General features: G+C 49.5%; 11 protein-coding genes. 2 read left to right on the top strand and 9 right to left on the bottom strand.

The genetic code is table 11. The annotated features are described in order from the left end of the window. Positions 1-193: 193 nt before the first annotated feature. The 8 genes from acnD to recO form a co-directional block, all read right to left on the bottom strand. Positions 194-2800, bottom strand: coding sequence for a Fe/S-dependent 2-methylisocitrate dehydratase AcnD (gene acnD, locus ACTHUE_RS05145; RefSeq protein WP_070695614.1), 2607 nt, complete (start codon positions 2798-2800; stop codon positions 194-196). Between the two features lie 389 nt (positions 2801-3189). Continuing rightward, complete coding sequence (prpC, locus tag ACTHUE_RS05150; RefSeq protein WP_070695615.1) at positions 3190-4344, bottom strand: bifunctional 2-methylcitrate synthase/citrate synthase; 1155 nt, start codon at positions 4342-4344, stop codon at positions 3190-3192. A gap of 84 nt (positions 4345-4428) precedes the next feature. Next, on the bottom strand, positions 4429-5304 hold the full coding sequence (gene prpB, locus ACTHUE_RS05155; protein WP_039862334.1) for a methylisocitrate lyase: 876 nt from the start codon (positions 5302-5304) through the stop codon (positions 4429-4431). 768 nt (positions 5305-6072) lie between these two features. Continuing rightward, on the bottom strand, positions 6073-6495 hold the full coding sequence (locus ACTHUE_RS05160) for a hypothetical protein (protein WP_107769054.1): 423 nt from the start codon (positions 6493-6495) through the stop codon (positions 6073-6075). A 1-nt stretch (position 6496) separates the two neighbouring features. Beyond that, complete coding sequence (locus tag ACTHUE_RS05165; RefSeq protein ID WP_199904675.1) at positions 6497-7300, bottom strand: NUDIX domain-containing protein; 804 nt, start codon at positions 7298-7300, stop codon at positions 6497-6499. 153 nt (positions 7301-7453) lie between these two features. After that, the gene (gene acpS, locus ACTHUE_RS05170) at positions 7454-7831 is read right to left on the bottom strand and encodes a holo-ACP synthase (RefSeq protein WP_107769052.1); all 378 of its coding nucleotides are present in this window, start codon (positions 7829-7831) and stop codon (positions 7454-7456) included. Positions 7832-7921: 90 nt separating this feature from the next. Then, entirely contained in the window at positions 7922-8650 is a 729-nt protein-coding gene (pdxJ, locus tag ACTHUE_RS05175; protein WP_107769051.1) for a pyridoxine 5'-phosphate synthase, read from the bottom strand. A gap of 68 nt (positions 8651-8718) precedes the next feature. Beyond that, a complete protein-coding gene (gene recO / locus ACTHUE_RS05180) occupies positions 8719-9462 on the bottom strand; it encodes a DNA repair protein RecO (protein WP_107769050.1) in 744 nt (247 codons plus the stop codon). 140 nt (positions 9463-9602) lie between these two features. Here recO and ACTHUE_RS05185 point away from each other — a divergent pair, with 140 nt between their 5' ends. Together ACTHUE_RS05185 and ACTHUE_RS05190 are read left to right on the top strand one after the other, a co-directional pair. Then, positions 9603-11045 carry a patatin-like phospholipase family protein gene (locus tag ACTHUE_RS05185; protein WP_440361111.1) on the top strand — a complete coding sequence of 481 codons (1443 nt, stop codon included), beginning with the start codon at positions 9603-9605 and terminating at the stop codon, positions 11043-11045. A gap of 113 nt (positions 11046-11158) precedes the next feature. After that, positions 11159-11893, top strand: a complete 735-nt coding sequence (locus ACTHUE_RS05190) for an epoxyqueuosine reductase QueH (protein ID WP_004520363.1) — start codon at positions 11159-11161, stop codon at positions 11891-11893. A gap of 51 nt (positions 11894-11944) precedes the next feature. Here ACTHUE_RS05190 and ACTHUE_RS05195 read toward each other — a convergent pair whose 3' ends face one another. Then, the gene (locus ACTHUE_RS05195) at positions 11945-12277 is read right to left on the bottom strand and encodes a hypothetical protein (protein ID WP_039862332.1); all 333 of its coding nucleotides are present in this window, start codon (positions 12275-12277) and stop codon (positions 11945-11947) included. Positions 12278-12682 lie beyond the last annotated feature (405 nt).

The following is a 12682-nucleotide window of genomic DNA, read 5'->3' on the forward strand; positions in this document are numbered from 1 at the left end:
GATCGGTGCGTTTGAAGAAAATGCCTTTAGATGTACCGCCGCGGTAGTAAACGGCTGGAATTTTAATTTGCGGCATTTCGAGTTCTCCTTTGTATTTCTAGTATGGTTTTTTCAGACGGCCTCTCAAACATTCGAGGCCGTCTGAAAACCTTTTTGAGCGTAGCCCGGACATTTTGATCATGCCCGATTTACCTTACGCTGCATTTCCTTCTAAAAAGTCTTGTGCGAAACGTTGCAACACACCACCGGCTTCATATACCAATACTTCTTCTGCAGTATCGAGGCGGCAGGTAACCGGAACTTTGACAGTTTCGCCGTTTTTACGGTGAATCACGAGAGTCAGGTCGCAGCGCGGTGTGCGTTCGCCGACCACGTCGTAGGTTTCCGTACCGTCCAGTTTCAGGGTGTGGCGGTTAGTACCCGGTTTGAATTGCAGCGGCAACACGCCCATACCGATCAAGTTGGTGCGGTGGATACGCTCGAAGCCTTCGGCAACAATCGCTTCCACGCCGGCGAGGCGTACGCCTTTTGCAGCCCAGTCGCGGCTTGAGCCTTGACCGTAGTCCGCACCGGCAATGATGATGAGCGGCTGTTTGCGGTTCATATAGGTTTCGATGGCTTCCCACATGCGCATGGTTTTACCTTCGGGTTCAACGCGTGCCAGCGAACCTTGGCGTACGCTGCCGTCTTCGTTTCTCACCATTTCGTTAAACAGTTTCGGATTGGCGAAGGTTGCGCGTTGGGCGGTCAAGTGGTCGCCGCGGTGGGTTGCATAAGAGTTGAAGTCTTCTTCAGGCAAACCCATTTTCGCCAAATATTCGCCTGCGGCACTGCTGGCCAAAATCGCATTGGACGGCGAGAGGTGGTCGGTGGTGATGTTGTCGGGCAAAATCGCCAGCGGACGCATGCCTCTCAATGTGCGCTCCCCTGCCAGTGCTCCTTCCCAGTAAGGTGGGCGGCGGATATAGGTGGACATTGGACGCCAGTCGTACAGCGGGCTTGGTGCTTTTTGCGCTGTGCCGGTATCGAACATCGGAATATAAACGTCGCGGAATTGTTGCGGTTTCACATATTCGGCAACGATGGCATCGATTTCTTCATCGGTCGGCCAGATATCTTTCAGGCGGATTTCTTTGCCGTCTGCAACGCCTAGTACGTCGTTTTCAATATCGAAACGGATGCTGCCTGCCAGCGCGTAGGCAACGACCAACGGAGGCGAAGCGAGGAAAGCCTGTTTCGCATACGGATGGATACGGCCGTCAAAGTTGCGGTTGCCTGACAATACAGCGGTGGCGTACAAATCGCGGTCGATGATTTCTTTCTGGATTTTCGGATCCAGCGCGCCGCTCATGCCGTTACAGGTGGTACATGCGAAGGCAACGATACCGAAGCCGAGTTTTTCCATTTCAGGCAGCAGGCCTGCTTCTTTCAAATAGATTTCGGCTACTTTTGAACCCGGGGCAAACGAAGATTTCACCCAAGGTTTGCGTTTCAAGCCGAGGCGGTTGGCATTGCGTGCCAACAGCGCGGCGGCGACAACGTTGCGCGGATTGGAAGTATTGGTACACGAAGTAATCGCGGCAATAATCACTGCACCGTCAGGCATTTGGCCGTCTGAAGGCTCTTCGTAAGGTTTAGCCAAGCCTTTGCTGGCCAAATCGGCGGTCGCAAAACGGGCATGCGGATTACTTGGGCCTGCCATATTGCGCGTTACGCTGCTCAAATCAAATTTCAATACGCGAGGATAAACGGCGTTTTTCAAGGCATCTGCCCACAAGCCTGCGGTTTTGGCGTAGGTTTCCACCAATTTCACTTGCGCATCGTCGCGACCGGTCAGTTTCAAATAATCAATGGTTTGCTCATCAATAGCGAACATCGCAGCAGTCGCGCCGAACTCAGGGGTCATATTGGAAATGGTGGCACGGTCGCCGATGGACAGGCTTCTTGCGCCCTCGCCAAAGAATTCGACAAATGCACCAACCACGCGCTCTTTACGCAAGAATTCGGTCAGTGCCAACACGATGTCGGTGGCAGTAATGCCCGGCTGGCGTTTGCCGGTCAGCTCAACGCCGACAATATCAGGCAGACGCATCATGGAGGCACGGCCCAACATTACGGTTTCGGCTTCCAAACCGCCCACGCCTACGGAAATCACGCCCAATGAATCAACGTGCGGCGTATGTGAGTCAGTACCGACGCAGGTGTCAGGGAACGCTACACCGTTTTTGACTTGGACAACCGGAGACATTTTTTCCAAGTTGATTTGGTGCATAATGCCGTTGCCCGCCGGAATCACGTCCACATTTTCAAATGCGGTTTTTGTCCAGTTGATGAAGTGGAAACGGTCTTCGTTGCGTCGATCTTCGATTTCGCGGTTTTTACGGAAAGCATCAGGATCGTAGCCGCCGCATTCAACGGCCAGAGAGTGGTCAACGATAAGCTGGGTTTGCACCACCGGATTCACTTTGGAAGGATCGCCGCCTTTTTCGGCAATCGCATCGCGCAGTCCTGCCAAATCCACCAACGCTGTCTGACCCAGAATATCGTGACACACCACGCGCGCCGGATACCAAGGAAAGTCGATTTCCTGTTTTCCCTCAATCAGCTGGCCCAACCAGCTTTGCAGCGTAGGCAGGTCGACTTTGCCTGCGCGGTTGACCAAGTTCTCAGCCAAGATACGGCTTGTATAAGGCAGCTTGTCGTAAGAGCCTGGTTTGATGTCTTCACACGCCTGACGCGCGTCATAATATTCCAAATCCGTACCGGGCAAAGCTTTGCGGTAGCGTTGGTTGGCAGTCATGTCGGTTCTCCTAAAATCTATTCTTTTTTTGGTTTTGGGATTTCAGACGGCCCTTAATGCCGTCTGAAACCATAAATTCTGTTTTATTGCTTGTTGTCTGAAATCTATTCGCGGTATGAAAAAAAATTGCTGCTCCGCTACCATCATTCCCGTATAGACGGAAATCCAAACTTAAATCTTTCAGCACTCTTTACAGCAGAACATTTCAACTTTTGAATTTCTGCCTGTATGGGAATGACGACAGCAGAGCAGCATGTTTTCCAAACGGCCGGCTCTCTCTCTCGCATACTGCACTAGGCCGTCGAAAAACGAAAACTTAATTTATTCATTGTTTTCAAACGGCATTTCGAGATGGGGCAGGCTGGCGGCCCACCCTGCTGTTACGCGTATTAGCGGTTTTCAATCTCCACGAATGCCAAATCTTCAGGGCCTGTGTAGTTTGCGCTCGGACGGATGATTTTGCCGTCTTTGCGTTGCTCGAGAACGTGTGCGCTCCAACCGGTTGTACGGGAAATTACGAACAGCGGTGTGAACATAGCAGTCGGTACGCCCAATTTTTGGTAGGAAACGGCAGAGAACCAGTCCAGATTCGGGAACATTTTTTTCTCTTCCCACATCACGCTCTCCAAGCGTTCGGCAATGTCAAAGAGGCGCATATCGCCGGTTTCTTTGCTCAAACCGCGTGCCACTTCTTTAATAACAACGTTGCGAGGGTCGGAAATGGTGTACACCGGATGACCGAAACCGATCACGATTTCTTTGCGGCCGATGCGTTCGCGGATGTCGGCTTCAGCTTCGTCGGCATTGCGGTAGCGTTTTTGAATATCGTAAGCCACTTCGTTCGCGCCGCCGTGTTTCGGACCTTTCAACGCGCCGATGGCGCCGGTGATGCAGGAATACATATCCGAACCCGTACCGGCAATCACGCGGGCGGTGAAAGTGGAGGCGTTGAATTCATGTTCCGCATACAGAATCAGTGAAACGTGCATGGCTTTGATGTGTGATTCGCTTGGACGTTTGCCGTGCAACAGGTGCAGGAAATGACCGCCGATGGTCTCTTCGTCGCTTTCAACGTCAATGCGTTTGCCGTTGTGCGAATATTGATACCAATACAACAAGATGCTGCCGAGGCTGGCGATCAGTTTGTCGGCGATGTCGCGCGCTTCACTTTCCGGATGGCTTTCACGTTCAGGATGAACGCAACCCAGCATGGATACGCCGGTACGCATTACGTCCATCGGATGGGTATGTGCAGGCAGGCTTTCCAAAACTTTAATCACACGGATAGGCAGGCCGCGCATGGATTTGAGCTTGGTTTTATAAGCGGCCAGCTCGAATTTGTTGGGCAGATGACCGTGAATCAGCAGGTGGGCGACTTCTTCAAACTCGCATTTTTGTGCCAAATCCAAGATGTCGTAACCGCGATAGCTCAAATCGTTGCCGGTACGGCCAACGGTACACAATTCGGTATTACCGGCCGCAACGCCAGAAAGCGCAACGGATTTTTTAGGTTTGAAAGTCGGGGTTTGAGTAGTTTCAGTCATGGTATTTCTCCTTTGTATTTTTGTGGGTTTTATTTTTCAGACGGCCGATGCGGATTTGTTGAAAGGCCGTCTGAAAGCGGTTACTTATTTTTGAAACAATTTATCCAGTTTTTGCTCGAAGGCATGATAGTTCAGATGCTCGTACAGCTCGGCACGGGTTTGCATACTGTCAACCACTGCGGCCTGAGTGCCATCGCGCATAATCGCTTCGTAAACATTCAGAGCGGCTTTGCTTGCTGCGCGGAACGATGACAGCGGATACAGCACCAACGACACGCCGTTTTCAGCCAGCTCGCTTTGGGTATAAAGCGGAGTGGAACCAAACTCGGTAATGTTGGCCAATACAGGTACTTTCACTGCATCTGCAAATTGGCGGTACATTTTCAAATCGGTCATGGCTTCAGGGAAAATCATGTCTGCACCGGCTTCGACACAAGCCTGAGCACGTTCGATAGCGGCATCCAAACCTTCTACCGCCAGCGCATCGGTACGCGCCATAATCACAAAGTTCTCATCAACGCGCGCATCTACGGCAGCTTTGATACGGTCGACCATTTCATCTTTAGAAACGATGGCTTTGTTCGGACGGTGGCCGCAGCGTTTCTGCGCTACCTGATCTTCGATGTGAACCGCTGCAACACCAGCGCGTTCAAAGTTGCGGATGGTACGGGCAATATTGAATGCACCGCCCCAACCCACATCGATGTCCACCAGCAGAGGCGTATCCACGTTGTCCGTAATGCGTCGCGCGTCGATCAGCACATCTTCCATTGTGGTAATGCCCAAATCAGGGATACCGCAAGAGCAGGCTGCCACGCCGCCGCCAGACAGATAAATCGCCTTGAAACCGCTTTGGGTGGCCAATCGTGCAAAGTAAGCATTGACGCAACCGACTACGGCAAGAGGATTCGATTCTTTCACGGCTTGACGGAAACGCGCTCCGGCAGAGTGTTGACTCATCATATTTCTCCTTTATAGACTTTTTTCATCAGTATTAATCGGACGGCTCGGTTTTTTCACAACTTGAAACGAATCGTTTAAAAAGAAACAATCGTTCTAAAAACTGTTTTCAGACGGTCTGTAAAATTTCAATCATCAACCATCTGAAAATTTAAAATCAATAAATACAAATAGTTATCAAAAACAATAAATACAATAAGGCTGAAGCGGAGGTGTACGTTTTTTAATTTTTATTAATCAAAATATGAATTCGATTGGAGATACAGATATTTTAAAACCCGAAGCGTTTGTAGGAATGCGGAAACTGGATTCGGGTTGAGAGCCTTCAGACCGTCGGGACTGCCAATAAACTGGCGGCGACGGGAGCAGCAGAGATGGGAGAAAATCTATAACAAGAGAGAGTGATTTGATACAGATTCATGATGATGTTCCTTTGTAGTGCGATGTAGTTTTTATTTATGGAAACAAATTTAAAAAATAAAACAGGTCTTGTCAAACACTTTTTTCAAAAAAATTATAAAAAATTCAGTTATTAATAAACGATTTTTTTGCAACAAATGTAAAAAACGGACAGGCTGTACCACATCAAACCCTTATGTGGACTAGCTTCTGCCCGTTTTGTGCTTTTGGCTGATAGTCAGAATAATTGTAAACAATCCGTCTAAAAATAATTTATAATTGATTCATTTATAAAGAATTTTTAAATATGTCGTCTGAAAAAAATTAAAATTTTTGCCTTTAAATTTTCAGACGGCCTTTGCATGATGACTACTCTGCACTAAATACCGTCTGAAAAGTCTGTTTGCCAATGGTAATGTCGGCAGTGTAATCATGGCGGCCTTCGACGCAAAACGGCAAACGGATTTGCGCAGCCTGCCAACTTTGCGGCGATTGTTGCGTCAGGTTGTAGCGGTTGAAGCCCATGTCCATGTTTTTCATACTGAAACTGATACTGACCGCGCCCGTATTCTTCGGCACATTCTCAACCACAATATCGAAAGGCTCGTGTGTATTGATGGAGGTCGCACGCACTTTTGAACCGTCAGGCAGGACGCAGCCTTGTGTCAGACTACATTCGACTACATTCACTTTTATCTGTTGCCGCTGCCACCAATCCAAGAGCAGCAGTTTGGTCGCCGCAAATACAATCAGTAAAACAGCGGCAATCAGTAGCTTTTGATTTTTACTCATTTCAGACGGCCTCAATGTCATTATCGGTCACAACGGCGTGCGCACCCATGCTCTGCCACTGTTCGCGATAAATGGAAACCATACTTTCCGGAGCAGCTACAATTAGCGGCATAGCCACACCTTGCGCCAAAATATCGACAACTTGCTTGGCTGCCGCTTCATTCTCCACTTTCCATACGACAGCATCGGCATTTTGCGCCTGCTGCCATTGTTCGGCGTTTTCAATGATTGGCCACACGCTAGGCGCTTCTATCGGCTTGCCTTGTTGCCAATCGGAAAAATCCAGCAATACGGCAGATGCGGTTTGATGCTGAGCCGACATATACGGCACAACATGATATTCGCCCATGCTGTTTTGACCGCTCAAGCCGCTTTTCAGACGGCCTTGAAGCTGGCGCGGAATAGATAGGGAGCGTAATAATGCGCTATTGGCAGGCAACATCGGCGCAACGGTAAAATCCCCTGCCTTTTGCCATGCCCATTTCTGCCCTTCCCTCGATTGGATTTCGCCTGTCCATTGGTCGGCTTCTACCCATAAAAAATGCAGGCGTACATGTGCGTGTTCGTAGGAATGGATTTTGGTCAACCACGGAGCAGCGGCAAGGATACGGATACCGAGTTCTTCTTCAAACTCGCGTTGCAAGGCTTGAAAATCGCTTTCGCCTGCCTCAACCTTGCCGCCGGCAAATTCCCAATAACCGGCATACGGTTTACCCTCGGGGCGGGAACTGAGCAGGTAGCGGCCGTTTTTGTCGAGCAAAATTCCGGCAACCACTTGCACCAATGGACGTGTGTCTTCAGTCATCATGAGATTATTCTTATATGCGGCAGGCGGCGACACCTGCCAATTTATGCGTAAAAAAACGATGTCGGGCCCATACGCCCGACTTTTAACAAATATCTAATCCTTCAGGCCGTCTGAAAAGGATTTTATCTTTCAGAATACTTAAATCCGGCCTTATTTTTCCGCAATGACAAAAGCCATAACGGTATCCTCTTCATCGCTCATACTGAGATGGCAGCTTCGGATGCCCTGTTCTTCCAGCCATTTGGTCAAAACCGGCGCAAAAAACAATTCAGGTTTGCCCAATGCGTCATGTCCGACACCGATATTGCGGAAAGACACCACTCCGCGTATGCCCGTACCGACGGCTTTGGCAAAAGCCTCTTTGGCGGCAAAGCGTTTGGCAAGATAGTTGACCGGTTTGCCTGCCTGCGGAAACTCCAACAGCTCTTCCGGGCTGAGAATGCGTTGCGCAAATGCCAGTCCGAATTTTTTGTTCAGGCGGATAATGCGTTTGAGGGAAACAATGTCTGTACCTATTCCGTAAATCATGGGTCTGCTCCTTGTTTAAAAATAGTCAGGCCGTCTGAAAGTGTGGATACCGGCCAAAGCAAACCGCTTTAGCCTGTATGGCTGATGCCGTTAAGGCAGCATTCTTGCTCTGAACATGACTTCCTTCATCTGACGGACAGCTTCAGGCAGGCCGAGGAAGAGTGCTTGGGAAATCAGCGAATGGCCGATGTTCAACTCGCGGATGGCGAGAATTTGAGCGATCGGCGTAACATTGTGAATGGTCAGGCCGTGTCCGGCGTTGACGACCAAACCCAAATCGCTGGCGTAATGCGCACCGTTTTGAATGCGCTCGAATTGTTTCATCTGCTCGGCGTAGCTGTGCGCATCGGCATATGCACCGGTGTGCAATTCGATAACGGGCGCGCCGACATCATAAGCGGCCTGGATTTGCGCGTTGTCGGCATCGATAAACAAGGACACGCGGATACCTGCGTCGGTCAAAATTTTGGTGAACTCAGCCACTTTATCCTGTTGCGCCAATACGTCCAAACCGCCTTCGGTAGTTACTTCTTGACGTTTTTCAGGCACGAGGCACACATCTTCCGGCATGACGTTGAGCGCGTTTTCCAGCATTTCTTCCGTCAGCGCCATTTCCAAATTCAGACGCGTGCGGATGACGTTTTTAACGGCGAACACGTCCGCATCTTTAATATGGCGGCGGTCTTCACGCAAGTGCATGGTAATCAAATCTGCGCCGTGGGTTTCTGCAATCAGCGCCGCTTCGACAGGGCTGGGATAAATCGTACCGCGCGCATTGCGGACGGTGGCAATATGGTCGATATTTACGCCTAACAACATAATAATGTCCTTTCATTAAGGTTTCAGACGGCCTGAGTCATTACCTATCAAAGGCCGTCTGAAAAAATTCAACTGCCCAAGCCAAACTGTTGCAACTGCTGCAAAACCTGTCTTGATTTGATGCCTTCAGGCAGAAGGTTGTCAATCAAAAGCCGCGTTACTTTCAAAGCCTGCCCCAGACTTTCCTGATGAACGAAACTGCCTTCCCTCAAATCGATTAAGGTCGCACCCAATACGGCAACGCCCTTATTAAGCGCATGGAAACGGTCAGCCTCGGCCAGGGGAACCACAGCTTCTTCAGGCGTGAGCCAATATGTTTCTTCTCCATTGATTTCATTGCCGTTGCCGTCATGGAACAAATCGGGGGCAAAGCCCAATCGTGTCAGCAGCGTCCATTCAAAACGGCGCAAAGCGGCTATGTGGTTGGCCTCGCAACAAATGGTTTTCATGGTTTCCGCCAAAACATCGTAAAGCTCGGGCAACGGGTCTTCGCGGACGGTCAACTTCAGCATCAACTCGTTCACATACAATCCGCTGAACAAAGCCCTGCCCTGCGGCTGCGGCCAACCGCCTATCCATTCGGCGCGATGCAGAGTCTTCAACTCTTGCGAGCCATACCAAGACGCGCTCACCGGCACAAACGGCACCAATACGCCGCGCAATTCACTCTGTCGTTTACGCGCGCTTCTGGCCAACAAAGCCACCCGTCCATAACGGCGGCTGAAAGCCTCCACCCACAAGCTGCTCTCGCGCCAAGGGGCGGAAGCAAGCAGAAAGACAGGTTCGTGGTTGATGCGGTTTGGTTGCGCCATAAGGGTTTGGAAAGATAAAGATTGTGTCGATTATAACGGAAAATCGATGCAAAAAGGCCGTCTAAAAGTCCGCCTTCTATAAAGGCCGTCTAAAAACCTTTATAATCCGTTTTGAATGAACAACCGACTTTCCTGTGTTTATGCCGAAATTCCCTTTTAAATCTGCCCTTTCCCTGCTCTCCGCAGCCCTATTATCCGCCTGTTCGCTGGTGAAATATCAGCCTGTTGCCAGTATTGATACGGTCGACCTGCAACGCGGCTACCGCTTTGAAACCAGCCGGCTTCAGCACAACGATGAAGACGATACGCTTATTGTGTTGATGTTCTCCGGCGGTGGTACGCACGCGGCGGCCTTGGGTTATGGCGTGTTGGAGCAGCTTCATAAGCAGCAGATTACTATCGGAGGCAAAAAACAGTCTTTGATGTCGAATGTCGATGTAGTGGTCGGCGTATCCGGCGGCTCGGTTTTGGCAGCTTATTTTGCACTCAAGGGCGAAGAAACCATTCCCTTGTTTTATAAACGTTTCCTACACCAAAACTTCCAACGCCAAGTCGTCAAACAAGCGTTTTCCATGTCCAACCTGCCCCGACTGGCCTCGCCTGAATACGGACGCGGCGATCTGTTGCAGGAGCAGTTTGAAAACTACCTTTTCGGCAAAACCACTTTCCGCGATTTGGAAAAAAATGCCAAGGGCCCGTTTGCCATCATTTCCGCCACCGATATGGGCATAGGCGAGCGTTTCAATTTCACGCAGGAATATTTCGACCCGATGTGTATCGACTTGGGCGACTTGCGACTTGCCCGCGCCGTCGCCGCATCCAGTTCCGTCCCCATGGTCTTTGCACCGATCACCCTAAACAACAACGGCGGACGCTGCAACTACACGCCGCCGATCAAAATCGAAGATGCAGACGACAGCGAAACAGGCAGACAACAAAGCCGCACCATAAAAGAATTTTACGAGCGCTTCCAAAAATACGCAGACGGGAAAAACCGACCCTACATCCACCTGATAGACGGCGGCCTGACCGACAATCTGGGTATGCGTAGCCTTTTGGATATGACGGAAATGTACCCGGAAAAAATCCTGACAAACAAAATCCTGCAAAACAACATCCGCCATATCGTCGTCATCAACGTCAATGCGCAAAACCAAGTCAGCAGCAATTTGGACAAAACTGCGGCCGTTCCCGGTTTCCGCGACGTCGTCTCCTCCATCGTCAATATCCCCATTGACCAAAACTCGCAAGAATCCCTGCGCCGTTTCCGTGCCTTCGTCGATCAGTGGAATAAAGACAAACAAACCGACGGCATCAGCTTCTCCTTCGTCAGCCTCAACCTCAAAGACCTCCCTCCTTCCGAGTTGAGGGAAAAAGTATTGAACATTCCGACCAGTTTTTATCTGCCACCAGAAGATGTGGACAACCTGCGCACCGCCGCGGCCGAACTGATGAAGCAGTCGCTGGACTATCGCAACCTGCTGGCAGAATTTGCGGCACACCCCAATCCAGACACCATCTTCGCAGCCCCGCCTCTGGATGAACAAGAGTTCAAGCCATTGAACGAAAAGAAAAAGCAGTAACAAACTGTTCCATAAAGTATTGCTCTGTTAAAATAGACAAATAGATTTCAACCCCTTCAGACGGCCTCAGAGATAAAGGCCGTCTGAAAAAATATCAAAAACAGAATACAACCATGACCGAAAAAACCACGCCTATCGTTACCGATATTGACCGCCCTATTCTCGTTCCGCCCGGCGGCCATAAAAAAGTCCTGCTGCATTCCTGCTGCGCCCCATGTTCCGGCGAAGTGATGGAAGCCATGCTTGCCAGCGGCATCGAATACACCATTTATTTTTACAACCCCAATATCCATCCACACAAAGAATATATGTTGCGCAAAGAAGAAAATATGCGCTTTGCGGACAAATTTGGCATCCCTTTTGTCGATAAAGACGATGACTACGAAAACGACCGTAAAGAATGGTTCGCCAAAGCCAAAGGCATGGAATTCGAACCCGAACGCGGTATCCGCTGCACCATGTGTTTCGACATGCGTTTTGAAAAAGCGGCGCAATACGCCCATGAAAACGGCTTTCATGTCTTCACCAGCTCACTGGGCATTTCACGCTGGAAAGACATGAAACAAATTAACGGCTGCGGCCATCGCGCTGCCGAGCCGTACGATGACTTGGTTTATTGGGATTTCAACTGGCGCAAAGGCGGCGGCAGCGCACGCATGATTGAAATCAGCAAGCGCGAGCATTTCTACCAACAAGAATATTGCGGTTGCGCCTACTCCCTGCGTGACTCCAATGCCCACCGCAAATCGCAAGGCCGCATCCCCATCAAGCTGGGCGTGTTGTATTACGGTGATGAATCCACCCAATACGAGCCTCAAGCCGAAAACAAAATCATTGTTGAGAAATAAATATCAAAGGCCGTCTGAAACATTCAGACGGCCTTTGTTTAAATCAGACGATTAACGGCGGCGGAATTTGCCGTGATCAAAATCATCAAATGCCTGATAAGCAGCTTGGCATTGAATTTTTTGCTCGGCATAAGACAAACCGCGGAACGCTTTTGCCGCTTTACGGTTTTCCCTCAACTCGGCCTTATTGCCTTTGTAGCGATACCAAGCGGCACGGCGCTCAAGGTATCTCTTACAAGCAGGATGCAATTTGTTTTTCTTTGCCTGCTGGTGTTTGCTCACATGATGGCCATGCGGTTTGGCCGCAACTTCGGCAGAATAAGTACCCAAGCTCAATACGGCAACCGCCGTCAGTGCGGAACCTAAATTTTTCAACATTAACATGATTCGCCTCCTAAATAGTTTTTCCATTATATGTTTCGCCAGGGCACCGGCAAAACGCCCATTTTTTACATGACAAAAATGTGGTTAATTACTACATCATACTACTTGCTTTGCAAAATTTAACACTCCTTCCATTTAGACGAAACCTGAATATAAATTTCTTTATTTCATAAGCCTCTAGCCAATGTCTGGCAAAATGTGATGCAAACGCAAAATAATGCCAAATCGCCACAAAGCCACATAAAATCTAGTTTAAGCCTCCCATCCCCTAATCCACACCCCGAAAAAAGCGCATTGTCAAGTCTAGTTAAACAAAGAAAAATACATTATATTGTGCCGTTCAAAGCAATCACATACCGTATCTTGTGTTTTTTAATGGGAAGACTGAACAATGAATGCAGCAAC

This window comes from Neisseria sp. P0021.S005, assembly GCF_051956955.1.

What these genes read in the sequence shown, in the direction of transcription:
- acnD (WP_070695614.1), bottom strand. Translation starts at nt 2,800, where the DNA reads ATGACTGCCAACCAACGCTACCGCAAAGCTTTGCCCGGTACGGATTTG.
- prpC (WP_070695615.1), bottom strand. Translation starts at nt 4,344, where the DNA reads ATGACTGAAACTACTCAAACCCCGACTTTCAAACCTAAAAAATCCGTT.
- prpB (WP_039862334.1), bottom strand. Translation starts at nt 5,304, where the DNA reads ATGAGTCAACACTCTGCCGGAGCGCGTTTCCGTCAAGCCGTGAAAGAA.
- ACTHUE_RS05160 (WP_107769054.1), bottom strand. Translation starts at nt 6,495, where the DNA reads ATGAGTAAAAATCAAAAGCTACTGATTGCCGCTGTTTTACTGATTGTA.
- ACTHUE_RS05165 (WP_199904675.1), bottom strand. Translation starts at nt 7,300, where the DNA reads ATGACTGAAGACACACGTCCATTGGTGCAAGTGGTTGCCGGAATTTTG.
- acpS (WP_107769052.1), bottom strand. Translation starts at nt 7,831, where the DNA reads ATGATTTACGGAATAGGTACAGACATTGTTTCCCTCAAACGCATTATC.
- pdxJ (WP_107769051.1), bottom strand. Translation starts at nt 8,650, where the DNA reads ATGTTGTTAGGCGTAAATATCGACCATATTGCCACCGTCCGCAATGCG.
- recO (WP_107769050.1), bottom strand. Translation starts at nt 9,462, where the DNA reads ATGGCGCAACCAAACCGCATCAACCACGAACCTGTCTTTCTGCTTGCT.
- ACTHUE_RS05185 (WP_440361111.1), top strand. Translation starts at nt 9,603, where the DNA reads ATGCCGAAATTCCCTTTTAAATCTGCCCTTTCCCTGCTCTCCGCAGCC.
- ACTHUE_RS05190 (WP_004520363.1), top strand. Translation starts at nt 11,159, where the DNA reads ATGACCGAAAAAACCACGCCTATCGTTACCGATATTGACCGCCCTATT.
- ACTHUE_RS05195 (WP_039862332.1), bottom strand. Translation starts at nt 12,277, where the DNA reads ATGTTAATGTTGAAAAATTTAGGTTCCGCACTGACGGCGGTTGCCGTA.